The organism is Paracoccus spongiarum (assembly GCF_030732095.1).
In the GTDB taxonomy this organism is placed as follows: Bacteria; Pseudomonadota; Alphaproteobacteria; order Rhodobacterales; family Rhodobacteraceae; genus Paracoccus; species Paracoccus spongiarum.
Window position 1 is genome coordinate 1 of the sequence record NZ_JAVAMQ010000006.1, and the last position, 23,909, is coordinate 23,909.

Annotated in this window: 28 protein-coding genes and 1 tRNA gene; 16 read left to right on the forward strand and 13 right to left on the reverse strand. The window is 70.2% G+C overall.

Annotation, left to right across the window (positions count from 1 at the left end):
* Nucleotides 1–25: 25 nt before the first annotated feature.
* The gene (locus Q5Y72_RS08080; RefSeq protein ID WP_305962903.1) at nt 26–307 is read right to left on the reverse strand and encodes a hypothetical protein; all 282 of its coding nucleotides are present in this window, start codon (nt 305–307) and stop codon (nt 26–28) included.
* Nucleotides 304–1,332 carry a uroporphyrinogen decarboxylase gene (gene hemE, locus Q5Y72_RS08085; RefSeq protein ID WP_305962904.1) on the reverse strand — a complete coding sequence of 343 codons (1,029 nt, stop codon included), beginning with the start codon at nt 1,330–1,332 and terminating at the stop codon, nt 304–306. Before hemE ends, Q5Y72_RS08080 begins: the two co-directional genes overlap by 4 nt.
* Before the next feature lie 76 nt (nt 1,333–1,408).
* On the opposite strand from hemE, the gene hemC reads away from it, so the two are divergent.
* On the forward strand, nt 1,409–2,350 hold the full coding sequence (gene hemC / locus Q5Y72_RS08090; protein WP_305962905.1) for a hydroxymethylbilane synthase: 942 nt from the start codon (nt 1,409–1,411) through the stop codon (nt 2,348–2,350).
* Between the two features lie 24 nt (nt 2,351–2,374).
* Here the strand turns inward: hemC and lexA are convergent, their stop codons facing one another.
* The 7 genes from lexA to Q5Y72_RS08125 all read right to left on the reverse strand — a co-directional run bounded on the left by lexA (nt 2,375) and on the right by Q5Y72_RS08125 (nt 7,962).
* The gene (gene lexA, locus Q5Y72_RS08095) at nt 2,375–3,085 is read right to left on the reverse strand and encodes a transcriptional repressor LexA (protein WP_305962906.1); all 711 of its coding nucleotides are present in this window, start codon (nt 3,083–3,085) and stop codon (nt 2,375–2,377) included.
* 97 nt (nt 3,086–3,182) lie between these two features.
* Nucleotides 3,183–4,361 (reverse strand): molybdopterin molybdotransferase MoeA, encoded by a 1,179-nt coding sequence (locus Q5Y72_RS08100; protein ID WP_305962907.1) that lies wholly within the window; start codon nt 4,359–4,361, stop codon nt 3,183–3,185.
* On the reverse strand, nt 4,358–4,831 hold the full coding sequence (moaC, locus tag Q5Y72_RS08105) for a cyclic pyranopterin monophosphate synthase MoaC (RefSeq protein ID WP_305962908.1): 474 nt from the start codon (nt 4,829–4,831) through the stop codon (nt 4,358–4,360). Before moaC ends, Q5Y72_RS08100 begins: the two co-directional genes overlap by 4 nt.
* Nucleotides 4,828–5,634, reverse strand: a complete 807-nt coding sequence (gene trpC / locus Q5Y72_RS08110) for an indole-3-glycerol phosphate synthase TrpC (protein ID WP_305962909.1) — start codon at nt 5,632–5,634, stop codon at nt 4,828–4,830. Before trpC ends, moaC begins: the two co-directional genes overlap by 4 nt.
* A gap of 80 nt (nt 5,635–5,714) precedes the next feature.
* On the reverse strand, nt 5,715–6,353 hold the full coding sequence (locus Q5Y72_RS08115) for a uracil-DNA glycosylase (protein WP_305962910.1): 639 nt from the start codon (nt 6,351–6,353) through the stop codon (nt 5,715–5,717).
* Nucleotides 6,350–7,375 carry an anthranilate phosphoribosyltransferase gene (trpD, locus tag Q5Y72_RS08120; protein WP_305962911.1) on the reverse strand — a complete coding sequence of 342 codons (1,026 nt, stop codon included), beginning with the start codon at nt 7,373–7,375 and terminating at the stop codon, nt 6,350–6,352. Before trpD ends, Q5Y72_RS08115 begins: the two co-directional genes overlap by 4 nt.
* Nucleotides 7,372–7,962: an anthranilate synthase component II gene (locus Q5Y72_RS08125; protein WP_305962912.1), complete on the reverse strand. Its 591-nt coding sequence runs from the start codon at nt 7,960–7,962 to the stop codon at nt 7,372–7,374. Before Q5Y72_RS08125 ends, trpD begins: the two co-directional genes overlap by 4 nt.
* A 105-nt stretch (nt 7,963–8,067) precedes the next feature.
* Here Q5Y72_RS08125 and Q5Y72_RS08130 point away from each other — a divergent pair, with 105 nt between their 5' ends.
* The 4 genes from Q5Y72_RS08130 to trpE all read left to right on the forward strand — a co-directional run bounded on the left by Q5Y72_RS08130 (nt 8,068) and on the right by trpE (nt 13,764).
* The gene (locus Q5Y72_RS08130; protein ID WP_305962913.1) at nt 8,068–9,036 is read left to right on the forward strand and encodes a hypothetical protein; all 969 of its coding nucleotides are present in this window, start codon (nt 8,068–8,070) and stop codon (nt 9,034–9,036) included.
* A 1-nt stretch (nt 9,037) separates the two neighbouring features.
* The gene (locus tag Q5Y72_RS08135) at nt 9,038–10,213 is read left to right on the forward strand and encodes an aminotransferase (protein WP_305962914.1); all 1,176 of its coding nucleotides are present in this window, start codon (nt 9,038–9,040) and stop codon (nt 10,211–10,213) included.
* A 66-nt stretch (nt 10,214–10,279) separates the two neighbouring features.
* Nucleotides 10,280–12,259, forward strand: a complete 1,980-nt coding sequence (locus Q5Y72_RS08140) for a peptidylprolyl isomerase (RefSeq protein ID WP_305962915.1) — start codon at nt 10,280–10,282, stop codon at nt 12,257–12,259.
* Entirely contained in the window at nt 12,259–13,764 is a 1,506-nt protein-coding gene (gene trpE, locus Q5Y72_RS08145; protein ID WP_305962916.1) for an anthranilate synthase component I, read from the forward strand. The genes Q5Y72_RS08140 and trpE overlap by 1 nt, the downstream gene beginning before the upstream one ends.
* Before the next feature lie 109 nt (nt 13,765–13,873).
* Here trpE and Q5Y72_RS08150 read toward each other — a convergent pair whose 3' ends face one another.
* The 4 genes from Q5Y72_RS08150 to fabI all read right to left on the reverse strand — a co-directional run bounded on the left by Q5Y72_RS08150 (nt 13,874) and on the right by fabI (nt 16,816).
* Entirely contained in the window at nt 13,874–14,620 is a 747-nt protein-coding gene (locus Q5Y72_RS08150) for a PRC-barrel domain-containing protein (RefSeq protein WP_305962917.1), read from the reverse strand.
* Nucleotides 14,621–14,853: 233 nt separating this feature from the next.
* Nucleotides 14,854–15,342 carry a xanthine phosphoribosyltransferase gene (gene gpt / locus Q5Y72_RS08155; RefSeq protein WP_305962918.1) on the reverse strand — a complete coding sequence of 163 codons (489 nt, stop codon included), beginning with the start codon at nt 15,340–15,342 and terminating at the stop codon, nt 14,854–14,856.
* 10 nt (nt 15,343–15,352) lie between these two features.
* The gene (locus Q5Y72_RS08160) at nt 15,353–15,967 is read right to left on the reverse strand and encodes a LysE family translocator (protein WP_305962919.1); all 615 of its coding nucleotides are present in this window, start codon (nt 15,965–15,967) and stop codon (nt 15,353–15,355) included.
* Between the two features lie 21 nt (nt 15,968–15,988).
* Nucleotides 15,989–16,816 (reverse strand): enoyl-ACP reductase FabI, encoded by an 828-nt coding sequence (gene fabI / locus Q5Y72_RS08165; RefSeq protein WP_305962920.1) that lies wholly within the window; start codon nt 16,814–16,816, stop codon nt 15,989–15,991.
* Nucleotides 16,817–16,896: 80 nt separating this feature from the next.
* On the opposite strand from fabI, the gene pdxH reads away from it, so the two are divergent.
* From pdxH to Q5Y72_RS08220, 11 genes are all read left to right on the forward strand, one after another.
* A complete protein-coding gene (gene pdxH, locus Q5Y72_RS08170) occupies nt 16,897–17,511 on the forward strand; it encodes a pyridoxamine 5'-phosphate oxidase (protein WP_305962921.1) in 615 nt (204 codons plus the stop codon).
* Between the two features lie 168 nt (nt 17,512–17,679).
* Nucleotides 17,680–18,279, forward strand: a complete 600-nt coding sequence (locus Q5Y72_RS08175; RefSeq protein ID WP_305962922.1) for a cold-shock protein — start codon at nt 17,680–17,682, stop codon at nt 18,277–18,279.
* A complete protein-coding gene (locus tag Q5Y72_RS08180) occupies nt 18,236–18,811 on the forward strand; it encodes a DUF192 domain-containing protein (protein WP_305962923.1) in 576 nt (191 codons plus the stop codon). Before Q5Y72_RS08175 ends, Q5Y72_RS08180 begins: the two co-directional genes overlap by 44 nt.
* Nucleotides 18,812–18,855: 44 nt before the next feature.
* Nucleotides 18,856–18,932, forward strand: a tRNA-Pro gene (locus Q5Y72_RS08185).
* A 127-nt stretch (nt 18,933–19,059) separates the two neighbouring features.
* Nucleotides 19,060–19,674, forward strand: coding sequence for a ribonuclease D (locus Q5Y72_RS08190; protein WP_305962924.1), 615 nt, complete (start codon nt 19,060–19,062; stop codon nt 19,672–19,674).
* A gap of 79 nt (nt 19,675–19,753) precedes the next feature.
* Nucleotides 19,754–20,698: a KpsF/GutQ family sugar-phosphate isomerase gene (locus Q5Y72_RS08195; protein ID WP_305962925.1), complete on the forward strand. Its 945-nt coding sequence runs from the start codon at nt 19,754–19,756 to the stop codon at nt 20,696–20,698.
* A gap of 4 nt (nt 20,699–20,702) precedes the next feature.
* Nucleotides 20,703–21,290: a hypothetical protein gene (locus Q5Y72_RS08200; RefSeq protein ID WP_305962926.1), complete on the forward strand. Its 588-nt coding sequence runs from the start codon at nt 20,703–20,705 to the stop codon at nt 21,288–21,290.
* A 19-nt stretch (nt 21,291–21,309) separates the two neighbouring features.
* Nucleotides 21,310–21,786 (forward strand): lipopolysaccharide transport periplasmic protein LptA, encoded by a 477-nt coding sequence (gene lptA, locus Q5Y72_RS08205; protein WP_305962927.1) that lies wholly within the window; start codon nt 21,310–21,312, stop codon nt 21,784–21,786.
* Nucleotides 21,786–22,535, forward strand: coding sequence for an LPS export ABC transporter ATP-binding protein (lptB, locus tag Q5Y72_RS08210; protein ID WP_305962928.1), 750 nt, complete (start codon nt 21,786–21,788; stop codon nt 22,533–22,535). Before lptA ends, lptB begins: the two co-directional genes overlap by 1 nt.
* A gap of 193 nt (nt 22,536–22,728) precedes the next feature.
* Nucleotides 22,729–23,304, forward strand: coding sequence for a ribosome hibernation-promoting factor, HPF/YfiA family (hpf, locus tag Q5Y72_RS08215; protein ID WP_305962929.1), 576 nt, complete (start codon nt 22,729–22,731; stop codon nt 23,302–23,304).
* 81 nt (nt 23,305–23,385) lie between these two features.
* Complete coding sequence (locus tag Q5Y72_RS08220; protein ID WP_305962930.1) at nt 23,386–23,850, forward strand: PTS sugar transporter subunit IIA; 465 nt, start codon at nt 23,386–23,388, stop codon at nt 23,848–23,850.
* Nucleotides 23,851–23,909: the final 59 nt, after the last annotated feature.

Genomic DNA, 23,909 nt, shown 5'->3' on the forward strand with positions numbered 1-23,909 from the left:
GCCTCGGTGGGTCTCGCCGTTTGTCTCAAAGGTAGTACCCCCCTACAATGGTCAGCAGCATCAGCGCCGTCGCCGCAATCTGCGCCCCCGCGCCCAGCGCGGCATGGCCGATGGCCGCCGGGCCGGGGGTGGGAACCGCGCCGATCAGCGCCGTCGCGGCCAGCACCGCCAGCGCGAAGGGAAGGCCGAACAGGAACCGCACCGCGGTCGCGCCAATGGTGCCGATGCGGCCGCCAAGCCCGGCCTGCGCGGCGTTCCGGCCGGTCTGCGCGGCCGCCGCGATCAGCGTGGCCGCGACCCAGATCATGCGCTTCGGACGGCGTCGATCATGCGCGCGACATTGTCGGGATCGGCGTCGGGTGTGATGCCGTGACCGAGGTTGAAGACATGCGGCCCGCCGCGCAGCGCGCGGGTGATCCGCTGCGCCTCGGCGACCAGTCCGGGCCCGCCGTCGACCATGTGCCGCGGGTCGAGATTTCCCTGCACGCAGCCGTCCGGCTGCACATGGGCGGCGACCCACGCGGCGTCGACCGAATTGTCGATCGCCACGCAATCGGCCCCGGTCGTCGCGGCAAAGCCGACATAGCGATCGCCCGCTTCGCGCGGGAAGGCGATCACCGGAACGCCCGGATGGCGCTGCTTCAGGGCGGCGATGATGCGCCGGGCCGGAGCGACGGCGAAATCGTCGAAATCCTGCCCCTTCAGGCTGCCGGCCCAGCTGTCGAACAGCTTGACCACCTCGGCGCCGGCCTCGATCTGCGCCGACAGGTAGTGGATCGTGGCCTCGGTGATGCGGTCGATGAGGGCGGCGAAGGCCGGGCGGTCGGCGGTCTTGAAGGCATGGGCCGGCGCCTGGTCCGGCGTTCCGCGGCCCGCGATCATGTAGGTGGCGACGGTCCAGGGGGCCCCGGCAAAGCCGATCAGCGCAGTGTCGCGCGGCAATTCCCGCGCCAGGATGCGCAGCGTCTCGTAGACCGCGGCAAGAGTGTCGTGGACCCGATCGGCGGGGCGCAACGCCGCAACGCCCGCCGCGTCACCGATCGTCGACAGCCGCGGCCCCTCGCCGGTGACGAACCACAGATCCGCGCCAAGCGCCTGCGGCACCAGCAGGATGTCGGCAAACAGGATCGCCGCGTCGAAGCCGAAGCGCCGGATCGGTTGCAGCGTCACCTCGGCGGCGAGGTCGGGATTGTAGCACAGCGACAGGAAATCGCCGGCCTGCGCGCGGGTCGCGCGATATTCGGGCAGATAGCGCCCGGCCTGGCGCATCATCCAGATCGGCGGGGTGGGCAGGGTTTCGCCGGCCAGCGCGCGCAGCAGAAGTTTGGTCATGGGGCCTCCTTGCCGACCCATCAAGGCGAGGCGAGGGGCGTTGTCAAGCAGCCCCGCGGCGTCTATGCCGTGGGGCATGAGCGAACGACCCGACCCCTCACGCCCGCTGAAGATCGGCACCCGCGGCTCGGCCCTTGCGCTGGCGCAGGCCCATGAGACCCGCGACCGGCTGATGGCCGCGCATGACCTGCCAGCCGATGCCTTCGAGGTCGTGGTGATCAGGACCACCGGCGACAGGATCATCGACCGGCCCCTGAAGGAGATCGGCGGCAAGGGCCTGTTCACCCGCGAGATCGAGGATGCGCTGGCCTCGGGCCAGATCGACATCGCCGTGCATTCGATGAAGGACATGCCGACCCTGCAGCCCGATGGGCTGGTGATCGACTGCCTGCTGCCCCGCGAGGATGTCCGCGACGCCTTCGTCAGCCCGCATGTCGGCGCGATCGCCGAATTGCCGCAGGGCGCGGTCGTCGGCTCGTCCAGCCTGCGCCGCCGGGCGCAGCTGGCGCATCGCCGGCCCGATCTGCAACTGGTCGAGTTCCGCGGAAACGTACAGACCAGGCTGCAGAAGCTGCGCGACGGGGTGGCGGTGGCCAGCTTCCTCGCGATGGCCGGGCTGCGGCGGCTGGGCATGACCGAGGTCGCGCGCGGCCCGATTGCGCCCGACGACATGCTGCCCGCCGTGGCCCAAGGCGCCATCGGGATCGAGCGGCGGCGCGACGACGAGGCCGCCGCCGGTCTGCTGCGGCCGCTGCACGACCCGGACACCGGCCATCGCGTCGGGGCCGAGCGCGCCTTCCTGCGCCGGCTGGACGGGTCCTGCCAGACGCCGATTGCCGGGCTTGCCGAATTGCGGGGCGGCCAGCTGGTCCTGCGGGGCGAGATCCTGCTGCCCGATGGCTCGGTGTCGATCGCGGGCGGCCGCGCGGGGCCGATTTCAGACGCCGGCGCCATGGGCCACGATCTGGCCGAGGAATTGCTGGCAAGGGCCGGGCCGAACTTCCTGCACCACCTGTAGGGTGGGGCGGTCAGGCCACGCGGATCAGTAGCTGCGGATCAGCCCGACAAGCCGACCCTGAACGCGGACCGAGGCTTCGGGCAGGATCCGCGTCTCGTAGGCCGGGTTCGCGGCCTCCAGCGCGATCATCGCGCCGCGCCGGCGAAACCGCTTCAGCGTCGCCTCGTGTCCTTCGACGAGGGCCACGACGATGTCGCCATTTTCGGCGGTGTCCTGTTCGCGGATCACCACAACGTCGCCGTCATTGATGCCGGCCTCGATCATCGAATCGCCCTTCACCTCGAGGGCGTAGTGATGGTCGCGTCCCGACAGCATGGTGCCCGGGACCGAGACATGGTGCGATACCTCGGAAATCGCCTCGATCGGCACGCCCGCGGCAATTCGCCCCATCAGCGGCAGTTCGACCGCGGCGCTGTCGACGATGCCGAGGGCGCCGCGCGGCCGCGACGGGCGGTCGTTCGCGATGACGCGCGGCGAAAACCCCGCCGAGGCGGCAGGGGGCGCCGCCATGTCTGTCAGGGCGTCGGGCAGGCGCAGGATTTCCAGTGCGCGGGCGCGATGCGGCAGGCGGCGGATGAAGCCGCGTTCCTCGAGTGCGGTCACCAGCCGGTGGATGCCGGATTTCGACCGCAGATCGAGGGCGTCCTTCATTTCGTCGAAGGACGGCGGCACCCCGTCGCGGGCCATGCGCTTGTGGATGAACTCCAACAACTCGATCTGCTTTCTGGTCAGCATCTGCCCGCCCTGGTCCGAAGTGTTCCGTTAATGTTCTAGCCGATGCGACGAATCGCGTCAACAAAGAGAACAAAGCGGGGTGAAAAATCGGTTAATCTCAGCGATCAAGCGGCAGGAAGTCGATCACGTCACCCTCTTGCCGCGGCGGATCGCCCGCCGGCCGCACCAGCAGCGCATCGGCCTCTGCCATCAGCGACAGCCGCGCCGAATCCTGATCCGGGAAAGTGCGCAGCAGCGGCAGGTCGGGGCCCTGTTCCAGCGTGGCGCGCAGGTAATGCTGGCGCGGGCCTTCGGCCGGCAGGCGGGCCGCCAGGCGCGCCCTGCGCGGCGCCAGTCCGGTCGGAAGGCCCTGCATCACGCGGATCAGAGGCTGCATGAACAGGATGCCGCAAACCATTGCCGAAACGGGATTTCCGGGCAGCCCAAGCAGGGGCGTCCCGGCGAGCGAGCCGGCCATCAGCGGCTTTCCGGGGCGCATCGCGATCTTGTAGAAGGACCGTGCCAGCCCCAGCCCCTCGGCGACGCGGGCAACGAGGTCGTGATCGCCGACCGAGGCGCCGCCGATGGTGACGACCAGATCAGCGCCCGCAGCGGCGGCAAAGCCCGCACGCAGGCTGGCCTCGGTGTCGCGGGCGATCGGCAGGATCCGGGGCACGCCGCCGGCGGCCTCGACCTGTGCGGCGATGGCGAGATCGTTGGAACTGACGATCTGGCCGGGCGCTGGCGTCTCGCCGGGGCGCACCAGCTCGTCCCCGCCCGCAAGCACCGCCACGACCGGACGCCGCGCCACCGTCACGGCCGGGACGTTCATGGCAGCCAGCAGCCCGATATCGGCCGGTCCGAGGCGGCGGCCCGGCGCCAGTTCGTCGCCGGCCGCAAAGTCGCTGCCGCGCACACGGACATGCGACCCGGCGCCGGCCTCAAGAACGGTCAGCGCGTCGTCCTCGCGGCGGACATGTTCCTGCATCACCACCCGATCATAGCCCGCGGGCACCGGGGCGCCGGTGAAGATGCGGATGGCGGTGCCGGGCACGGGCGTGCCGGTCCAGGGATGACCCGCCGCCGCCTCTCCGATGATCCGCAGCGGGCCGCCGAGATCGGCGCTGCGCAGGGCATAGCCGTCCATCGCCGCCGAGTCGAAGGGCGGCTGGGTCAGCCGGGCAATGGCGGGCGCCAGCAGGGCGCGACCCGCGGCCCCGGCCAGCGCCACCTCTTCGCCGCGCGGCGCCGGCGCCAGCGCCAGGACACGGCCAAGGGCATCTTCGACAGAAATCATGGATCTGCCCGGTAATCGCCTGATTTTCCGCCGCTTTTCATCAGCAAGCGGATGCCTTCTATGCGCATCGACTTCTCGGCTGCCTTCAGCATGTCGTAGATGGTGAGGCAGGCGGTCGTGACGGCGGTCAGGGCCTCCATCTCGACGCCGGTGCGGCCGGTGGTGCGCACGGTCGCGGTCACCCGGATGCCCGGCAGCGCGGCGTCGGCGGCAAGGTCCAGCGCAACACGGGCCAGCGGCAGCGGATGGCACAGCGGGATCAGGTCCGAGGTCCGCTTGGCGCCCATGATCCCCGCCAGCCGCGCCACGCCGAACACGTCGCCCTTGGCCGCACCGCCTTGCGCCAGCGCCAGCGTGTCGGGCGACATCACCACGCAGCCCTCGGCAACGGCCTCGCGCGTGGTCTCGGCCTTGCCCGAGACGTCGACCATGTGGGCCTGGCCGGCAGCGTCGAAATGGGTCAGGCTCATGCGGCCTCGATCCGGCCGGGCAGGTCGAGGATCGCGCGGGTGGCAGCGGCGACATCGGGCTGGCGCATCAGGCTTTCGCCGATCAGGAACCGGCGTGCGCCGACCTGCATCATCCGCGCCAGATCTGCCGCCTCGAACAGGCCGCTTTCGCAGACGATTTCGCGGCCCTCGGGGATGCGCGGGGCGAGGTCGCGGGTCACGTCGAGGGACAGCTGGAAGGTCTTGAGGTTGCGGTTGTTGATGCCGATCAGCGGCGATGACAGGCGCAGCGCCCGGTCCAGTTCGGGGGCGTCATGCACCTCGATCAGCGCGTCCATGCCCCAATCGGTGGCGGCGGCCTCAAGCTCGGCGGCCAGGACGTCGTCAACCGAGGCCATGATGATCAGGATGCAGTCGGCGCCCCATGCCCGCGCTTCGGCGACCTGGTAGGGGTCGTGGAGGAAATCCTTGCGCAGGACCGGCAGGTCGCAGGCGGCGCGGGCGGCGGTCAGATAGGCGGGCGCGCCCTGGAAACTGGGCGCGTCGGTCAGCACCGACAGGCAGGCGGCACCGCCCTCCTGATAGGCGCGGGCCAGCGCGGGCGGGTCGAAATCGGCGCGGATCAGCCCCTTGGACGGGCTGGCCTTCTTGATCTCGGCGATCAGCGCGGCGCCGGTTTCGGCCTTGCGCCGCAGTGCGGCGGCAAAGCCGCGCACCGGCCCGGCGGCGCGGGCTGCGGCTTCGACCTCGGCTGCGGGACGCGCGGCCTTGGCGGCGGCGATTTCATCGAGCTTGTAGGCCCGGATCCTGTCGAGAATATCCATGCCCCGTTTCTACCCCTGCGCGCCGCGCGAGGGAAGGGGGCTGGTCGCGGGACGGGTCACGGGACGGCTCGCGGGGCCGGTCAGGCCGACCAGTCGATCGGGGGGCGGCCCGATCCTGCCAGCCAGTCGTTCACCCGGCTGAAGGGCCGGCTGCCGAAAAAGCCTCGCCGCGCCGACAGCGGCGAGGGATGCGCGCTGGCCACCACCAGATCGGCCGGGCGCGGCAGCCCCGCCGCGGCCCGTTCGGCATGCGCGCCCCAAAGCAGAAAGGCCAGCGGGCCGTGGCGCTGCGCCTCGGCGATGGCCTCGCGGGCCAGCCTGTCCCAGCCCCAGCGGGCATGGCCGCCCGCCTCGCCCGGCGGCACGCTGAGCGCGGTGTTCAGCAGCAGCACCCCCTGTGCGGCCCAGCCGGACAGATCGCCCCCGGCGGTGGTCACGCCCAGATCGGCCTGCAATTCGGTGAAGATGTTGCGCAGCGACCGCGGCGGGGCGATCCCCGGCGCGACCGAAAAGGCGAGGCCGTTGGCATGGCCCGGCGTCGGGTAGGGGTCCTGCCCGAGGATCACCGCCCGCACCCGCTGCGGCGGCGTCGCGGACAGCGCGGCGAAGATCCGTCCGGGTCCCGGCAGCCAGCCGGGGGAAGCGGCCAGCCGGTCGCGAATCGCGGGCCAGCCGGTGCGGAAGAACGGCAGGTGCGACCAGGCGGCGGGCGGGGTCATGTCTCGGGCGGCCCGGTCACCTCGGCCAGCGCGGCAAGCCTCGCCTTCGCCGCGCCGCTGTCGATCGAGGCCCGCGCCATCGCCGCGCCCTCGCGCAGGTCGGGCGCGACGCCGGCCACCAGCAGCGCCGCCGCGGCGTTCAGCAGCACCGCATCGCGATAGGCGCCCTCGGCACCATCCAGCAGGGCGCGGAAGGCCGCGGCATTGTGCGTCGGCTCGCCCCCGATGATCGCCTCGAAGGGGTGGCGTGGCAGGCCGGCATCCTCGGGCACGACGGTGAATTCGCGGATCGCCCCCTTGTCCAGGGCCGCGACCCGGGTTTCGCCGGCGATGCTGATCTCGTCGGTGCCGTCGCTGCCATGCACCAGCCAGGCCGCGTCGCTGCCAAGCGCCTGCAGAACCTCGGCCATCGGGCGGATCCAGTCGGCCGAGAATGCCCCGGTCAGCTGCCGGCGCACCGAGGCCGGGTTCGTCAGCGGGCCCAGCAGGTTGAAGATGGTGCGGGTGCCCAGTTCGGCGCGCGGCGGGCCGACATGGCGCATCGCGGGGTGGTGCATCGGCGCCATCATGAAGCAGATGCCCGCGCGGTCCAGCGCCTGCTGGGCGACGGCGGGGCCGCCCATCACGTTGATGCCCATCTGGGTCAGCGCGTCCGCCGCCCCGGATTTCGAACTGAGGTTGCGGTTGCCATGCTTCGCGACCGGCACGCCGGCGCCGGCGACCACGAAGGCCGTCGCGGTCGAGATGTTCAGCGTGCCCTTGCCGTCGCCGCCGGTGCCGACGATGTCGATGGCGCCTTCGGGCGCGGCCACGCGGTTCATCCGCGCCCGCATCGCGCGGGCGGCCGAGGCGATCTCGTCCACGGTCTCGCCGCGCACGCGCAGCGCCATCAGCAGACCGCCGATCTGCGCGGGGGTCGCCGCACCGTCGAACAGCGCCGAAAACGCCGACTCGGCCTCGGGTCCGGTCAGTGGGCGGCTTGCGGCGAGGCCGATCAGCGGCCGGATGTCGCCGCTGCTCATGCGGCCGCCTCGTGCCGGGCGCAGCGGCGCAGGAAGGTGGCGATCATCTCGTGGCCATGCTCCGAGGCGATCGATTCGGGGTGGAACTGCACGCCCTCGACCGGCAGCGCCTCGTGGATCAGACCCATGATGGTGCCGTCATCCGAGGTCGCGGTGACGCGCAAACAGTTCGGCAGGCTTTCCGGCTCGACCGTCAGCGAATGATAGCGCGTGGCCTTCAGGGGCGAGGGCAGATCGGCGAAGACGCCGGTGCCGTCATGATGGACCAGGTCCACCTTGCCATGCAGGATGCGGTTCGCGCGCACCACCTTGCCGCCAAAGGCCTCGCCGATGGCCTGATGCCCGAGGCACACCCCGAACAGCGGGATCCTGCGATCCGCGGCGGCGCGGATCAGCGCAAGGCAGATCCCCGCCTGCGCCGGATCGCAGGGCCCCGGCGAGATCACGATGCCGTCAGGGTTCATCGCCAGCGCCTCGTCCACGGTGATCTGATCGTTGCGCCGAACCTCGACCTCGGCCCCGGCTTCGCCCATGTAATGCACGAGGTTCCAGGTGAAGCTGTCGTAGTTGTCGATCAGGAGGATCATCGCAGGGGCCTTGGCTTGGGGAGTGTTTCCCCCCGGAAACGGGTCCGCTATAGATGGGGCAAAGCGCGTCGGGGGGTCAAGCCCGGCCGGGGAAAGAAGAGGCGGATGACACGCGGTTTCTGGACGGGGTTGGGGCATGGCGCGGCGCTGAGTGGCGGGGTCCTGCTGCTGCTGTCGCTGCTGGCGCCGTTGCCTGACGCGCAACGCATGGCCGCAACGCCGCAGGCGCCGGCATCGCCGCAGGGGCCGGCGGCCGGGTCAGCCGACAGCAGCAGCCCCGCGCCAGGGGCCTCCGTGCCCCCAGCGCCCGTGCCCGTGACGCCTGCGCCCGTGACGCCTGCGCCCGTGACCCCTGCGCCCGTGACCCCTGCGCCCGTGGCGGATGCCGGGCAAAACGCGGGTGGCGGGCCCCCTGTGCCTGCGGCGAGTTCCGCGCCCCCGGCTGCGCCGGACAACGCCCTGGCAGCGACCACACCTGCCGCCGCGCCCGACGCCGCGCCGGCCGACGGGCCGGGCGACCGGCCGGGCGACCCCGCCCAACCCACCGCCGCGGCGGTCGATCTTCCGGTCGGCTCGGAATTCGGGCGGGGCGGTGACGTTGCCCCCCTCGTGCCGACGCCGCTGGCACCGCCTTCGGCGCGGCTTGACCTCAGCGATGCGCCCGCCGTCAGCGCGCCCGCCGCGGAACCTGCCCCCGTGGCCGTGACCAGCGAGGATGCCCGCCCGCAGGCCCCGGCCGATCAGCCGCTGGCCCCGCGCCCCGCCGAGGGCGAGGCAAGCCCGCGGCTGTCGCTGCCCGAGGCGCGCGACCGGCCGGTTGCGACGGCGGCGCCCGCGATGCGGCCCCTGGCCGAGCGCGACCAGCCGCCCGCCGCCCTGGCGGCCGCAACGCCGCCTGCGTCCCCGCGTGCCGCGCCTTTGACCGCCCCCGCGATCGCCCCGCGGCCGGCCGCGCAGCCTGCGGCCTCCGAGGCCGCGCCGGCACCCGTGACCGCGCCTGTTCTGCCGTCGCCGGCGCTGGACCTGTCGCTGCCGCCCGATCTGGGCGATCTGCGGCTGCTGGAGCGCAACTGAGATGACGCCGCTGAACCCGGCGCTGGCCGCGACCTTTGCGCCGCCGGTGATGCAGGCGCGGCGCTGGCTGCAGGGCGTGACCTTCGCGCCCGACCGCCCGCTGATCAATGTCAGCCAGGCCGCCCCGGTCGACCCGCCGCCCGAACCCCTGCGCCGCGCCATCGCCGAGGCCGCGCTGCATCGCCCCGGGGCGCATCTGTATGGTCCGGTGCTGGGCAATCCCGATCTGCGCGCGGCGGTGGCCGCGCGCTTTTCGGCGGCCTATGGCGGCAGCGTCGCCGCCGGGAACGTGGCGATCACGCAGGGCTGCAACCAGGCCTTCTGCGCGGCCATCGCCACGCTGGCCGGGCCGGGCGACGAGGTGATCCTGCCGACGCCGTGGTATTTCAACCACAAGATGTGGCTTGACATGCAGGGCATCGCGACCCGGCCCTTGCCCTGTGGTCCCGACCTGCTGCCCGACCCCGCCAGCGCCGCGGCGCTGCTGAGCCCCGCGACCCGCGCCATCGTGCTGGTGACGCCGAACAACCCCTCGGGGGCGGAATATCCCGCCGGGCTGGTGGCGGAATTTCACGATCTGGCGCGGCGCCACGGCATCGCGCTGATCCTCGACGAGACCTACCGCGATTTCGACAGCCGCGAGGGGCCGCCGCATGCGTTGCTGGCCGCGCCCGACTGGGACCGCACGGTGATCCAGCTCTATTCTTTCTCGAAGGCGTACCGGCTGACCGGGCATCGGGTGGGCGCGATCATCGCATCGACCGCGCGGCTGGCCCAGGCCGAGAAGTTCCTTGATACCGTCGCCATCTCGACCTCGCAGCTGGGACAGATCGGGGCGCTTTGGGGGCTGGCGCATCTGGACGACTGGCTGGCCCTTGAACGGGCCGAGATCCTGGCCCGGCGCGCGGCCACCGTCGCCGCCATTGCGGCACTGCCCGGCTGGCAGGTGCAAAGCGCCGGCGCCTATTTCGCCTGGGTCCGGCATCCGTTCGCGGCGGATTCCGCCGAACTGGCGCCACGGCTGCTGCGCGAGGCGGGCGTGCTGGCGCTGCCCGGCACGATGTTCATGCCCGAGAACGACCCGGGCGGTGCGCGGCATCTGCGCATCGCCTTCGCCAATGTCGATGGCGCGGGCATCGCGGCGCTGGCCGACCGGCTGGCGGGCTTCGCGGGCTGAAGGCTTGTGGCCGCCTCGCGCCCGGCCTAGAAGACGGCGCAGACACGACCCCAGAAAGGCCGCGCCATGAAGAACCTGCGCACGCACGGAAAATCCACCATCGTCTGGCTGCTGATGGGGCTTCTGATCCTCGGGCTTGGCGGCTTTGGCGTCACCAGCTTTTCGGGCGGCTCGACCGAGATCGGCGCGGTCGGCGAGACCAGGGTTACGGCCGAGGAATACGCGCGGGCGCTGCGCAACCAGATGAACGCCTATGCTCGCCAGACCGGCCAGCAGCTTGACATGGCGCAGGCGCAGGCGATCGGCCTGCCGCAGGCGGTGCAGGCGCAGCTGTTCACCGGTGCCGCGCTGGAGGAGCAGGCCCGCCGCATCGGCGTCTCGGTCGGCGATGACCGGGTCCGCCAGAGCATCGTCGAGGCCGAGGCGTTCCGTGGCCCGAACGGCAATTTCGACCGCACCGCCTATGCCGAGGTGCTGCGCCGCGAGCGGCTGTCCGAGGCCGAGTTCGAACGCAACATCCGCGGCGACGAGGCGCGGCTGCTGATGCAGCGCGCCGTGACCGGTGGCGTGGTGCCGCCCGAGGCGATGGTCCGCCAGACCGCCGGATGGCTGCTGGAAACCCGCGATCTCGCCTGGCGCGAGCTGACCGAGGACCAGTTGCCGGCGCCGGTCGCCGAACCCGACCAGGCCACGCTGGAGGCCTGGCATGCCGCCAATGCCGACCGCTTCACCGCCCCCGAGACGCGCAGGATCAGCTATGTCTGGCTGACCCCCGAGATGCTGGCCGACGAGGTCGATCTGGACGAGGCCGCGCTGCGGGCAGTCTACGAGGACAACATCGCCGAATACCGCCAGCCCGACCGGCGGATCGTCAGCCGCCTGGTCTTTCCCGATCAGGCCGCCGCAGAGGCCGCGAAGGCCAGCATCGACGCCGGCGACCAGCCCTTCGAGGCCTTCGTGCTGCAGCGCGGCCTGTCGCTGGAGGATGTCGATCTGGGCGAGGTGACGCAGGCCGATCTGGGCGCGGCGGGCGAGGCCGTCTTTGCGCTGGACCAGCCCGGTGTCGTCGGGCCGGTCCAAACCGATCTGGGGCCTGCGCTGTTCTCGATGAACGCGATCCTCGAGCCGGTCGAAATCGGCTTCGAGGAGGCGCGCGAGTCGCTGCGCGCCGAGGCGGCCGTGGACCGTGCCGCGCGGATGATCGAGGATCGCTCATCCGATTACGAGGACCTGCTGGCCGGCGGCGCCACGCTGGAGCAGATGGCCGAGGAAACGCCGATGCAGCTGGGCCAGATCGACTGGTCGGCCGACACCCCGGCGGCGGAGCGCAGCATCGCCGGCTATCAGGCGTTCCGCGACGAGGCTGCGCGGGTCACGGAAAGCGATTTCCCGCAGCTGTTCGCGCTGGACGATGGCGGTGTCTTCGCGCTGCGGCTGGACGAGGTGGTGCCGCCCGCGCTGAGGCCCTTCGAGGAGGTCCGCGACGAGGTGGCGGCCGACTGGCGCCGCGCCGAGGTGCGCCGCCAGCTGCTGGCCCTTGCCGAGGAACACGAGGTGCAGATGACCGCCGCGCCGCTGCCGACCCCGGCGCCGGCTGCTCCGGGCGACGTCGCCTCGCGGGTGGCCACGCCGACATCCACGCCGGACCGCACCGCCGAAGCCGAGGCCGAGGACCGCGCCGATCCCGCAGCGCCCGACGCGGATGCCGCCGAGGCGGACTGGACGACCGAGGCGGGCCTGCGCCGCGATGGCTGGATAGAAGGCGTCCCCCCCGAGCTTGTGCAGCAGGCCTTCGCCATGCAGCCCTCGGACGAAGTCGAGGTGGTCGATGCCGGAGACCGGGTATTCCTGCTGCGGCTCGATGCCGTGCATGGCGCCGATCTTGGCGATGAGGAGGCCGTGCAGGTCATCGAGGCCGTGCGCAGCCGCCTTGGCGACTCGCTGCAGTCTGATGTCTTCGACTATTACGCCCGTGCCGCGCAGCTGCAGGGCGGGCTGGAGCTGAACCAGGCGGCGATCAGCGCCATCAACGCGCAGGCGCAATGATGGATCTGTCGCCCGATTATGCCGCCTTCGAGGCCGAATGGCAGGCGGGCCGCAACCAGCTTGTGACGATCCGCCTCGCCGCCGATCTGGATACGCCTGTCAGCCTGATGCTGAAGCTGGCCGAGGCCGCGCCGATGAGCTTCATGCTGGAATCCGTGACCGGCGGCGAGGTGCGCGGCCGCTATTCCATCGTCGGCATGAAACCCGACCTGATCTGGGAATGCCGCGACGGCATCGCCCGCATCAACCGGCAGGCGCGTTTCTCGGGCGAGTTCGCGCCCGAGGATCGCCCGGCGCTGGACAGCCTGCGCGCGGTGATCGCCGAAAGCCGCATCGAGGCCATGCCCGAGGGCGTGCCGCCGGTCGCGGCGGGTCTGTTCGGCTATCTGGGCTATGACATGATCCGTCTGGTCGAGCATCTGCCCGACGTGAACCCCGACCCGCTGGACCTGCCCGACGCGATGCTGATGCGCCCCTCGGTGGTTGCCGTGCTGGACGGCGTGAAGGGCGAGGTGACGCTGTGCGCGCCGGCCTGGCAGGATGGCAGCGACAACGCCCGCGCAGCCTATGCCCGCGCCGCCGAACGGGTGATGGACGCGCTGCGTGCTCTGGACCGGCAGCCGTCCGAGCCGCGCGCCCTTGGGGCCGAGGCCCGGATCGGCACGCCGGTTTCCAATTTCAGCAAGCCCGATTACCTGGCGGCGGTCGAGCGGGCCAAGGATTACATCCGCGCCGGCGACATTTTCCAGGTGGTGCCGTCGCAGCGCTGGCGGATGGATTTCCCTCTGCCGCCCTTTGCGCTGTATCGCAGCCTGCGGCGCACGAACCCGTCACCCTTCATGTTCTTCCTGAACATGGGCGGCTTCCAGATCGTCGGCGCCAGCCCCGAAATTCTCGTGCGGCTGCGCGATGGCGAGGTGACGATCCGGCCCATCGCGGGCACCCGTCCGCGCGGCGCGGACGAGGCCCAGGACCGCGCCCTCGAGGCCGACCTGCTGGCCGACCAGAAGGAACTGGCCGAGCATCTGATGCTGCTGGATCTGGGCCGCAACGATGTGGGCCGGGTCGCCCGCCCCGGTACCGTGCGACCGACCGAGCAGTTCGTCATCGAACGCTACAGCCACGTCATGCACATCGTCTCGAACGTGGTGGGCGAATTGCGCGAGGGCGAGGATGCCCTGTCGGCGCTGCTGGCCGGGCTTCCGGCGGGCACCGTGTCGGGGGCACCGAAGGTCCGCGCCATGCAGATCATCGACGAACTCGAGCCCGAGAAGCGTGGCGTCTATGGCGGGGCGGTGGGCTACTTCGCCGCGAATGGCGAGATGGACATGTGCATCGCCCTGCGCACCGGGGTGCTGAAGGATGGCGCCCTCTACATCCAGTCGGGTGGCGGGGTGGTCTATGACAGCGACCCCGAGGCCGAGTTCATGGAAACGGTCAACAAGAGCCGCGCGCTGCAACGCGCCGCCGAGGGCGCCGCACGCTTCGTGCGCGGCAACGGCTAGGTCGGCCGCCGCCGGCCGCGCCCGCGCGACCATAATGCAACAAGGGCGGCCCCGAGGGGCCGCCCTTGCCGGTCCGTCACCGCAGCGTGCGGCGGGCCGGGGATGCGTGTCAGTTGCTGGCCGGCTGTTCGGCCTCGCCTTCCATCGGCTCGGCCTCCATCGCCTCGCCCTCGGCCGGCATCTCGGCGGCGCCGTCTGCGGGCATGGTTTCGGCGGGCATGGTGTCGGCGGGCATCGCATCGGCAGGCGCCGTCTCGGCCGGCATCGCGCCGTCTGCCGGTGCAGCGGCCGGGTCGGCCGCGGGCATGGTCGCGTCAGCCGGGGCCGTCGCGTCCGCAGGGGCCGCCGCATCGCCCGCCGGGGCAACGCTGGGCGCGTCCTCACGGTCGCGGAAGACATATTCCGGCGCCGCCTCGGCCTCTTCCTCGGTCAGATCGCTGGTAATCTCCTGCGCGTCATAGTTGACGGTCAGCTGATCCCAGGGCAGGGCGATCTGCTTTTCGCCGATGCCAAGGAAGCCGCCAACGCCGACGATTGCCGCGATCATCTGGCCGGTCTCGCCGTCGACGATCAGGTCGTTGATGTCACCGATGGCCTCGCCGGTGGGCGAGTTGACGGTGGTGTCGCTGATCCAGTCGACGCGCAGTTCGTTCGCCGCCTGCTGCTGCTCGACCTTCTCGCTGGCCGCGGCGGCAACTGCCGCGTCCTCGGCAGGCATCTCGGCGGTTTCGCCTTCCATCGGGGCGGTTTCCGTTTCCATGGCCGGGTCTTCGGCCGGGGCCGTCGCGTCCTGGGCAAAGGCCGCACCCATCGAGAGCGGCAGGGCGAAGGCGGTGGTCAAAAGAAGCTTACGCATGGTGTCCTCCATTTCGGTCACGGGGTCGCCATCGTGATGACGGCGCCGCGCTTCGGGGAGACAATGACCGGGCCTCGCCGTCAGTTCCTTGGATTGACAAATGCTTAGCGAAAACCTGCGCGCAACCTTGGGGATACCCGGCAGGGCGGGATCAGCCGGCGGCAAGAAAGCCCTTCCGGATCAGGGGTTCCCGGCGAATTTCGCCGCCGGCAGTCGGCTGCCGGGGCGCCGGCTCAATCCTCGCCGCGATAGGGCTGGACATATTGCAGGGCCATGTCCCAGGGAAAGAAGATCCAGGTGTCCTGGCTGACCTCGGTGACATAGCTCTGCACCATCGGCTTGCCTTTCGGCTTGGCGTAGACGGTCGCGAAATGCGCCTTGGGATACATCTCGCGGATCAGTTCCAGCGTGCGCCCCGAATCCACCAGGTCATCGACCACCAGGATCCCCTCGCCGTCGCGCATCAACTCGGCATCGGGGCGTTTCAGCACCGTCAGGCCGCCCTGTTCCTGCTTGTGGTAGGACTTGATGCTGATCGTGTCGATGGTGCGGATGTCCAGCTCGCGCGCGACGATCATCGCCGGCACCAGCCCGCCGCGGGTCACGGCGACGACCGCGCGCCATTCGGTTCCGTCCATGCGCCAGGCCAGCGCACGGGCATCGCGGTGCAGCTGGTCCCAGCTGACGTGAAAGCCCTTCTCATGGGGCAGGCGGTCAATCATGCTTCTCTCCTTACAGTCGCAGCACCAGCGACAGGCCCAGCAGACCGATGGCCAGCGCCGCCGCCCGGTCGATCCAGAATTTCGCCGCATAATAGCGCCGCCGCAGCAAAGGCAAAGCCATCAGGCAGGCCAGCGCGCTGTAAAACGCCATCTCGACCGACAGCGCGGTGGCGTAGATCAGCGCCTTGTCGGCCAGCCGCAGCGTGGCGGGAAAGATCGACAGCAGTACCGCCGAATAGAACAGCGCGGGCTTGGGGTTCGACAGGTTCAGCATCATCCCGGCCCGGAAGTTCATCCCGAGGGCCGAGTCCGCCGGGTCGGGCAGCGGATCGGCCGCGTGACGCCACATCTTCAGCGCCACCCAGACCAGGTAAAGCCCGCCGAGGATGGTCAGCAGCGTGAAGGTCCAGGGCAGCGCCGAGAACAGCAGCGTCAGCCCCAGCAGCGCCGCGAGGCACCAGGACGAGGCGCCGACGGCCAGGCCCCAGCCATAGGGAAGGGCGCGGCTGCGACCCATGGCGAAGGCCGACTGGCTGACCGCGATGATGCCGGGACCGGGCGACAGGATGGCCACCGACAGGGTGGCCACGAACAGGGCCAGCTGCTGAAAGGTGACAGCGCTCATTGCAGGCCCGGGGCCGCCGCCCTAGTCCTTGCGGACATCGGCGATGTCGGGCGCGTCCACGGCCTTCATGCCGACGACATGATAGCCGCTGTCGACGTGATGCACCTCGCCGGTGACGCCCGAGGACAGCGGCGACAGCAGATACAGCGCGGAATTGCCGACATCGTCCTGCGTCACGTTGCGGCGCAGCGGCGAGTTCAGTTCGTTCCACTTCATGATATAGCGGAAGTCCCCGATCCCCGAGGCGGCCAGGGTCTTGATCGGCCCGGCCGAGATCGCGTTCACGCGGATGTCCTCCTTGCCGAAATCCTCGGCGAGATAACGGACGCTGGCCTCCAGCGCGGCCTTGGCGACGCCCATGACATTGTAATGCGGCATCACCCGCTCGGCGCCGTAATAGGTCAGCGTCAGCATCGTCCCGCCCGCCGGCATCATGGCGGCGGCGCGGCGCGCGACGGCGGTGAAGGAATAGACTGAAATGTCCATGGTCAGCAGGAAGTTGTCGCGGGTGGTGTCGGCATAGCGGCCGCGCAGCTGTTCCTTGTCGGAAAAGCCGATGGCATGGACGATGAAATCCAGACTGCCCCAGGTTTCGGCCAGCGCGTCGAACAGCCCATCCACCGACGCCTCGTCACCGACATCGCAGGGCAGCACCATGGTCGAGCCAAGCTGCGCGGCCAGCGGATCGACCCGCTTCTTCAGCGCTTCGCCCTGATAGGAAAAGGCCAGGTCGGCGCCTTCGCGTCCCAGCGCCTTGGCGATGCCCCAGGCGATCGACTTGTCATTGGCCAGCCCCATGATAAGGCCGCGCTTGCCGGCCATCAGGCCCCTGTGCTGCTCGCTTGACATGTGCCGTCCCTCGCGCTTTCAACCCGTTGTGACGTGATTAGGCCAAGAGTCCTGCCGTATCAAGCGCAAGGGGGAGAAGGATGAGCGACCGCAGCGGAATATTCGAGGGTGACGATCCCTTCGCCATCGCCCGCGCCTGGCTGGCCGAGGCCGAGACGGTCGAGCCCAACGATCCCAACGCCATCGCGCTGGCGACGGTGGATGCCGAGGGCCTGCCCGATGTGCGCATGGTGCTGCTGAAGGAGATCGAGGGCGGCGGGGCGGATGGTGCCTTCGTCTTCTACACCAATTACGACAGCGCGAAGGGGCAGCAGATCGCGGCGTCGGGCAAGGCGGCCTTCGTGATGCACTGGAAGTCGCTGCGCCGGCAGATTCGCGTGCGCGGCACCGTCAGCCGCGAGGACGGCCCGCAGGCCGATGCCTATTTCGCCAGCCGCTCGTTGCAGAGCCGGCTGGGCGCCTGGGCCTCGGCGCAGTCACGTCCGCTGGCAAGCCGCGCGGCGCTGGTGGCCGAGGCGACGCGGCAGGGGCTGCGCCACGGCACCACGCCCCCGCGTCCGCCCTTCTGGGGCGGATTCCGCATCAGCCCCGTGCAGATCGAGTTCTGGAGTGACGGAACGTTTCGCTTGCACGACCGGTTCGTCTGGCGCAAAGCGGCGGATCTGCGCTGGCAGGTGCAACGGTTGTCGCCTTGAGTCTTGACCGATGCCCTTCCAAGGCAGACACTTGTGACAGCTATCATGCCAAAGACTTTGAAACCACGCTCTTATCCCTGTTCGTTTTGGTCCCTCAATTCATTTGAACCGGTGCCCGTGCGGGCGTAGTGTGAAGATGCGTACGAGTTGCGCGACAGCGGTGAGACGATGACGGACGAGAAGGGCATGACGCTGGTAACCGGGCAGGTCAAATGGTTTGACCCTGCCAAGGGCTATGGCTTCATCCTCAACAGCGAAGGCGGCCCCGACATCCTGCTGCACGCCAATGTGCTGCGCAATTTCGGGCGCAGCTCGATTGCCGACCAGTCGCGGGTCACCGCCTGGGTGCAGCCCACCGCCCGCGGCCTGCAGGCCACCGAGGTGATCGAGGTCGAACCGCCCGAAACCGATGGCAGCCCGCCCATTGCCGATCTCGACAGCGCCGTGATCGAACAGCTGGACAGCCTGCCGCTGCGCCCGGCGCGGGTCAAGTGGTTCGACAAGGGCAAGGGCTTCGGCTTCGCCAACATCTTCGGCCATCCCGACGACGTGTTCATCCATGTCGAGGTGCTGCGCCATTCCGGCTTTTCCGATCTGGCCATCGGCGAGGCGATCGGCATTCGCGTGGTCGAGGGGCCGCGCGGGCTGATGGCGGCGCAGATCACCAGCTGGGACCGGGGCGGCGAGGATGCCGACCTCGCGCTGACGCCGCCGACGGGCGAGGATGGCGACGACCAGGACGAATTTCTCGCGCATGTGGCCGAATAGCCGGGCCTTGATCCGGCTGGTGATCCGGGGCGCCGTCCATGCGGGCGCGACGGCCGTCTGGCTGACCGGCGCGGCGGCGCAACCGGCACGCCCTGCGGCGCCGGCAGAGTGTGCGCCCGATCGCGTGCTGGTCGCGACCGCGGCGGGGCCGTTGCGCTTTCGCGTCGAGATCGCCGATACCCCCGAGGACCGTGCGCGCGGGCTGATGTTCCGCCGCGAGGTGCCCGCGGGCGAGGGGATGCTGTTCATCTATGACGCGCCTGTTCCGATGTCCTTCTGGATGCGCAACACGCTGGTGCCGCTGGACCTGCTGTTCATCGACGCGGTCGGGGTGATCCGCCACATCCACCCGATGGCGCGGCCGCTGGACGAGACGCCGATTCCCGGCGCGGCACCGGGCGATCCGCAGCCCCTGCGCCTGATGGCGCTGGAGATTGCGGGCGGCGAGGCGGCACGGCTGGGGCTGCGCGCCGGACAGCCCGTCGCCCATCCCCGGCTGGCGCAGGACAGCGCCGTCTGGCCCTGCGCATGATGCCCCTTTCGCCGCTTCGGGCGATCCGCTAGAAGCGGTTTCGGCGGGGCGTAGCGCAGCCTGGTAGCGCGACGGTTTTGGGTACCGTAGGTCGGAGGTTCGAATCCTCTCGCCCCGACCATCGGCACGGCATCGCTCGGGATCGGCCGAGGCGGCGCCGGCGACGCGGCGGGACGCCGGTTTTTTCTGGAACGTCGCGGCGGTTTCTGGTCTGAGGGGCGCGAGCAGGAAACAACCGGACCTTCCCGATGGCCATTCACCTCTATCCCAACGACCTTCCCGACGACCTCGCCCTGGGAGCGGTCGTCGCCATCGACACCGAGACCATGGGCCTTGATCCGCGCCGCGACCGGCTGTGCCTGGTGCAGCTGTCGGGCGGCGACGGCGAGGCGCATCTGGTGCAGATCGACCGCGGCCAGACTGAGGCGCCGAACCTGTGCCGGCTGCTGACCGACCCCAAGGTGGTGAAGCTGTTCCATTTCGGCCGCTTCGACATTGCCGCGCTGGAGAACGCCTTCGGGGTGGTCTCCTCGCCGGTCTGGTGCACCAAGATCGCCTCGAAGCTGGTGCGCACCTATACCGACCGGCACGGGCTGAAATACCTGCTGTCCGAGCTGGTCGGCGTGGATGTCAGCAAGCAGCAGCAGACCAGCGACTGGGGTGCGGCGGATCTGAGCGACGCACAGCTGGAATATGCGGCCTCGGACGTGCTGCATCTGCACCGGCTGAAGGCGGCGCTGGAAGAGCGGCTGAAGCGCGAGAACCGGATGGGGCTGGCGCAGGCCTGCTTCGACTTCCTGCCGGCCCGGGCGCATCTGGACCTTTTGGGCTGGGGGGATGAAAACGACATCTTCCGGCACTAGATTGCGTCCCGCGGCGGCCGGGGGCGCTTCGCCCCCCGGACCCCCCGAGGATATTTGCACCAAGGCAAGGACGGCAGGCGTGAACGACTATATCGACACGGCGCGGCGGGTCATCCGCACCGAGATCTCGGGGCTGGAGCAGCTGGCGGCGGGGCTTGGTCCGGAGTTCCGGCAGGCGGTCGATCTGGTGCTGGGCGCGACCGGCCGGGTGATCGTGTCGGGGATGGGCAAGTCGGGCCATGTCGCACGCAAGATCGCGGCCACGCTGGCCTCGACCGGGACGCCCGCGCAGTTCGTGCATCCTGCCGAGGCGAGCCATGGCGATCTGGGCATGGTCACCCGCGCCGATGTGGCGCTGGTGCTGTCGAACAGCGGCGAGACGCCGGAACTGGCCGATCTGATCGCCCATACACGGCGCTTCCAGATCCCGATGATCGGCGTGGCATCGCGCCCCGGATCGACGCTGTTGCGCCAGTCGGACGTGGCGCTGGTGCTGCCCGCAGCCGCGGAGGCCTGCGGCAACGGCATCGTGCCGACCACCTCGACGACCATGACGCTGGCGCTGGGCGACGCGCTGGCGATCGCGTTGATGGAGCATCGCCGCTTTACCGCCGATCATTTCCGCACCTTCCATCCCGGCGGCAAGCTGGGTGCGCGGCTGTCGCGGGTCGCGGACCTGATGCATCCCGACATGCCGCTGGTGGATCTGGAGGCGCCGATGTCCGAGGCGCTGCTGGTGATCAGCCAGAAGGGCTTTGGCGTGACGGGGGTGACCGACGCCGCCGGGCAGTTGGGCGGGATCATCACCGATGGCGACCTGCGGCGGCACATGGAGGGGCTGCTGGATCGGCGCGCGGCCGAGGTCATGACCGCGCATCCGCGCGTGATCGCGCCCGACGCGCTGGCAGAGGCCGCGCTGGCCGAGATGCAGGAGCGCAAGATCACCTGCCTCTTCGCGGTCGAGGATGGCGTGCCCCGCGGCATCCTGCACATCCATGACTGCCTGCGCGCCGGCATGGTGTGAGGCCGTGGACCGCACCCGCATCGTGCGCTGGCTGCGCGTGCTGTTGCCGCTGATCGCGCTGGCGATGCTGTCGACGATGTTCCTGTTCTCGCGCCAGCCCGGCACCGCGCCGCAGATCCCCTACACCGAGGTCGATGCCGAGGCGATGGCGCGCGAGCCGCGCGTGGTCGCGCCGCAATATTCCGGGGTGACGGGCGATGGCGCAGAGCTGTCGCTGACCGCGCGCTCGGCGGCGCCCGCCCGCGACGGCCGCGACGGGGCGGCCAGCGACCTTCATCTGGACTGGCGGCGGCCCGACGGTCTGCGCGCCGAACTGACCGCGCCGGATGTCGGGATCGGCGACGATGCGATCACCCTGCGCGGCGGCGTGCGGATGGGCACCTCGTCGGGCTGGGTGCTGGAGAGCCCCGAGATCGAGGCCGCCACCGACCGCTCGCTGCTGGCGGCGCGGGACGGCATAAGGGCCACTGCGCCCTTCGGCCAACTCAGCGCCGGGGCGATGGAGCTTGCCCCCGCCGAGGCGTCGGCGGATGGCGCCGCCTCGGCAGTCTTGCGCTTTTCGGACGGCGTTCGTCTGCTATACCAGCCCTGAGCCACGGAAGGACCCTCCCATGCTGCGCCCCCTGATCCTTGCCCTGTCACTGGCTGCCGGCCCGGCCCTGGCCCAGGACGTGGCCTTCGGCGGCATGCGGGCGGATGTTTCGGCGCCGGTCGAGGTGGCGGCGGACAGGCTGGAAGTCGATCAGGCCGACGGCCGGGCGGTATTCACCGGCAATGTCGTCATCGGCCAGGGCCAGATGCGGCTTTCGGCCGAGAAGGTCACCGTCGATTATGCCGATGCGGGGCAGAGCCGCATCCGGTCGCTGCATGCCGAGGGCGAGGTGACGCTGGTATCGGGCGCCGATGCCGCCGAGGCAGAGGAGGCGGTCTATGAGGTGGCATCCGGCACTGTGACGCTGCGCGGGGATGTCGTGCTGACCCAGGGCGGCAACGTGCTGACCGGCGACCGGATGGTGGTCGACCTGGCCTCGGGGACGGCGCAGGTCGAGGGGCGGGTCCGCTCGATCCTGCAGCCGGGCGGCAACTGATGGTCGGGCGCGTGGTCGAGCGTGGCTCCGGCCTGCGGGTCCGGGGTCTGCGCAAATCCTATCGCAAGCGGCCGGTCATCCATGATGTCTCGGTCGCGCTGGATCGTGGCGAGGTGGTGGCCTTGCTGGGGCCCAACGGGTCGGGCAAGACGACCTGCTTCTACTGCATCGCGGGCCTGGTGGCGCCCGATGCAGGGCAGGTGCTGATCGACGGGCAGGACGCCACGCGGCTGCCGATGTTCCGCCGGGCGCGGATGGGCATCGGCTATCTTCCGCAGGAGATGTCGATCTTTCGCGGCCTCACGGTCGAGCAGAACATCATGGCCGTGCTTGAGGTCGCGCATGGCGATCCGCGCCACCGCCGCGACCGGCTTGAGGAATTGCTGGGCGATTTCTCGATCACGCATCTGCGCGGGGCGCCCGCGCTGGCGCTGTCGGGGGGCGAGCGGCGCCGCGTCGAGATCGCGCGCTGCCTGGCGTCCGAGCCCAGCTTCCTGCTGCTGGACGAGCCCTTCGCCGGGGTCGACCCGATCGCCGTGGGCGAGATCCGCGGGCTGGTCCATGATCTGAAGTCGCGCGGCATCGGCGTGCTGATCACCGATCACAACGTCCGCGAGACGCTGGGGATCGTGGACCGCGCCTATATCCTGCATGACGGCCATGTGCTGATGGCCGGCACCACCGCCGAGATCGTCGCCGATCCCAAGGTGCGCGAGGTCTATCTGGGCGAGGGCTTCAGCCTTGCCTGACCGCGCGAGGGCGCTGGGCGAATTCTTTTCACGGCCCCGTGCGCCCCGTTGACAGATCCGATCCGCTGTCACCAAATTGAGACATGCGGGTGCGGCATCTCGCCGGACCCCGCCACCCCCGTTTTCCGCCGCGCGCCGGCTGTCTTGAACGGGTCGGCGCAGCGGAAAGACGGGCAACCGGAGAGGAATGACGATGCGCTACACCATCAGCGGGAAACACATTGACGTTGGCGACGCCCTCAGCACTCATGTCAAGACCGAGCTGGGCGAGACGGTGACCAAGTATTCGCAGCGTCCGACCGACGCCGCCGTGACGTTTTCGCGCGATGCGCATCAGTTCATCTGCGATGCCGTGGTGCATCTGTCCACCGGCCTGACGGTGCAGGCCCGCGGCTCCGCGACCGAGGTCTATGATGCCTTCGAGGCCTGCCGCGAGAAGATGGACAAGCAGCTGCGCCGCTACAAGCGCCGGCTGAAGGATCACCACAAGGAACGCGCCGAGCCGGTTGTGTTCGGCGAGGCGGGCAGCTATGTGCTGGCGGCTGACGAGGATGAGTGGGAATCGAAGGGCAGCGGCCTCGAACCCATCATCATCGCCGAGATGGAATCGCGCGTGCCGACCCTGTCGGTCGGGGACGCGGTGATGCAGATGGAACTGGCCGGAACGCCGCTGCTGGTGTTCCGCAACGAGAAACATGGCGGGGTGAATGTCGTCCACCGCCGCGACGACGGCAATGTCGGCTGGATCGACCCGCGCGGAAACGGCTGAGGCCGGTCCGCCCGGACCCCAGGACGCGACGCCCCCGGCCCGAGGGAACGGGGGCGAACAGCTCAGGAAAGACGCGCGACGATGCAACTCAGCGAGATCCTCAGGCCAGGGGCCGTCCGGTCCCTGGGACAGGTTACCTCGAAGAAGCGACTGTTTCAGGAGATTGCCGATCTGGCGCATGCCGAATACCGGCTGAACGCCTCGGAAACGCTGGATGCCCTGCAGGAACGCGAAAGCCTCGGGCCGACCGGCGTGGGGCAGGGGGTGGCGCTGCCCCATGCGCGGCTGCACGGGCTGGACAAGGTGGTGGGGCTGTTCCTGCGCCTTGAAAAGCCGCTGGATTTCGACGCGGTCGACCGCCAGCCGGTCGACCTTGTCTTTGCGCTGCTGGCGCCCGAGACAAGCGGGGTCGATCACCTCAAGGCGCTGGCCCTGGTGTCGCGGACACTGCGCGACGCAGACCTTCGGGCCAAGCTGCGCGCCAATGACAACCCGGCGACGCTGCATGCGGTGCTGGTTGCCGCGCAGGGCATCAAGGCCGCCTGAATGGTTTGAATCGGACCGATTCGGCCCTATATTCGAGGGTCCAAGGACCTGGAGGAGGC

Excerpts from the sequence above, each read along its gene's own strand:
- Q5Y72_RS08080 (WP_305962903.1), bottom strand. The coding sequence starts at position 307 with ATGATCTGGGTCGCGGCCACGCTGATCGCGGCGGCCGCGCAGACCGGC.
- hemE (WP_305962904.1), bottom strand. The coding sequence starts at position 1,332 with ATGACCAAACTTCTGCTGCGCGCGCTGGCCGGCGAAACCCTGCCCACC.
- hemC (WP_305962905.1), top strand. The coding sequence starts at position 1,409 with ATGAGCGAACGACCCGACCCCTCACGCCCGCTGAAGATCGGCACCCGC.
- lexA (WP_305962906.1), bottom strand. The coding sequence starts at position 3,085 with ATGCTGACCAGAAAGCAGATCGAGTTGTTGGAGTTCATCCACAAGCGC.
- Q5Y72_RS08100 (WP_305962907.1), bottom strand. The coding sequence starts at position 4,361 with ATGATTTCTGTCGAAGATGCCCTTGGCCGTGTCCTGGCGCTGGCGCCG.
- moaC (WP_305962908.1), bottom strand. The coding sequence starts at position 4,831 with ATGAGCCTGACCCATTTCGACGCTGCCGGCCAGGCCCACATGGTCGAC.
- trpC (WP_305962909.1), bottom strand. The coding sequence starts at position 5,634 with ATGGATATTCTCGACAGGATCCGGGCCTACAAGCTCGATGAAATCGCC.
- Q5Y72_RS08115 (WP_305962910.1), bottom strand. The coding sequence starts at position 6,353 with ATGACCCCGCCCGCCGCCTGGTCGCACCTGCCGTTCTTCCGCACCGGC.
- trpD (WP_305962911.1), bottom strand. The coding sequence starts at position 7,375 with ATGAGCAGCGGCGACATCCGGCCGCTGATCGGCCTCGCCGCAAGCCGC.
- Q5Y72_RS08125 (WP_305962912.1), bottom strand. The coding sequence starts at position 7,962 with ATGATCCTCCTGATCGACAACTACGACAGCTTCACCTGGAACCTCGTG.
- Q5Y72_RS08130 (WP_305962913.1), top strand. The coding sequence starts at position 8,068 with ATGACACGCGGTTTCTGGACGGGGTTGGGGCATGGCGCGGCGCTGAGT.
- Q5Y72_RS08135 (WP_305962914.1), top strand. The coding sequence starts at position 9,038 with ATGACGCCGCTGAACCCGGCGCTGGCCGCGACCTTTGCGCCGCCGGTG.
- Q5Y72_RS08140 (WP_305962915.1), top strand. The coding sequence starts at position 10,280 with ATGAAGAACCTGCGCACGCACGGAAAATCCACCATCGTCTGGCTGCTG.
- trpE (WP_305962916.1), top strand. The coding sequence starts at position 12,259 with ATGGATCTGTCGCCCGATTATGCCGCCTTCGAGGCCGAATGGCAGGCG.
- Q5Y72_RS08150 (WP_305962917.1), bottom strand. The coding sequence starts at position 14,620 with ATGCGTAAGCTTCTTTTGACCACCGCCTTCGCCCTGCCGCTCTCGATG.
- gpt (WP_305962918.1), bottom strand. The coding sequence starts at position 15,342 with ATGATTGACCGCCTGCCCCATGAGAAGGGCTTTCACGTCAGCTGGGAC.
- Q5Y72_RS08160 (WP_305962919.1), bottom strand. The coding sequence starts at position 15,967 with ATGAGCGCTGTCACCTTTCAGCAGCTGGCCCTGTTCGTGGCCACCCTG.
- fabI (WP_305962920.1), bottom strand. The coding sequence starts at position 16,816 with ATGTCAAGCGAGCAGCACAGGGGCCTGATGGCCGGCAAGCGCGGCCTT.
- pdxH (WP_305962921.1), top strand. The coding sequence starts at position 16,897 with ATGAGCGACCGCAGCGGAATATTCGAGGGTGACGATCCCTTCGCCATC.
- Q5Y72_RS08175 (WP_305962922.1), top strand. The coding sequence starts at position 17,680 with ATGACGGACGAGAAGGGCATGACGCTGGTAACCGGGCAGGTCAAATGG.
- Q5Y72_RS08180 (WP_305962923.1), top strand. The coding sequence starts at position 18,236 with ATGGCGACGACCAGGACGAATTTCTCGCGCATGTGGCCGAATAGCCGG.
- Q5Y72_RS08190 (WP_305962924.1), top strand. The coding sequence starts at position 19,060 with ATGGCCATTCACCTCTATCCCAACGACCTTCCCGACGACCTCGCCCTG.
- lptA (WP_305962927.1), top strand. The coding sequence starts at position 21,310 with ATGCTGCGCCCCCTGATCCTTGCCCTGTCACTGGCTGCCGGCCCGGCC.
- lptB (WP_305962928.1), top strand. The coding sequence starts at position 21,786 with ATGGTCGGGCGCGTGGTCGAGCGTGGCTCCGGCCTGCGGGTCCGGGGT.
- hpf (WP_305962929.1), top strand. The coding sequence starts at position 22,729 with ATGCGCTACACCATCAGCGGGAAACACATTGACGTTGGCGACGCCCTC.
- Q5Y72_RS08220 (WP_305962930.1), top strand. The coding sequence starts at position 23,386 with ATGCAACTCAGCGAGATCCTCAGGCCAGGGGCCGTCCGGTCCCTGGGA.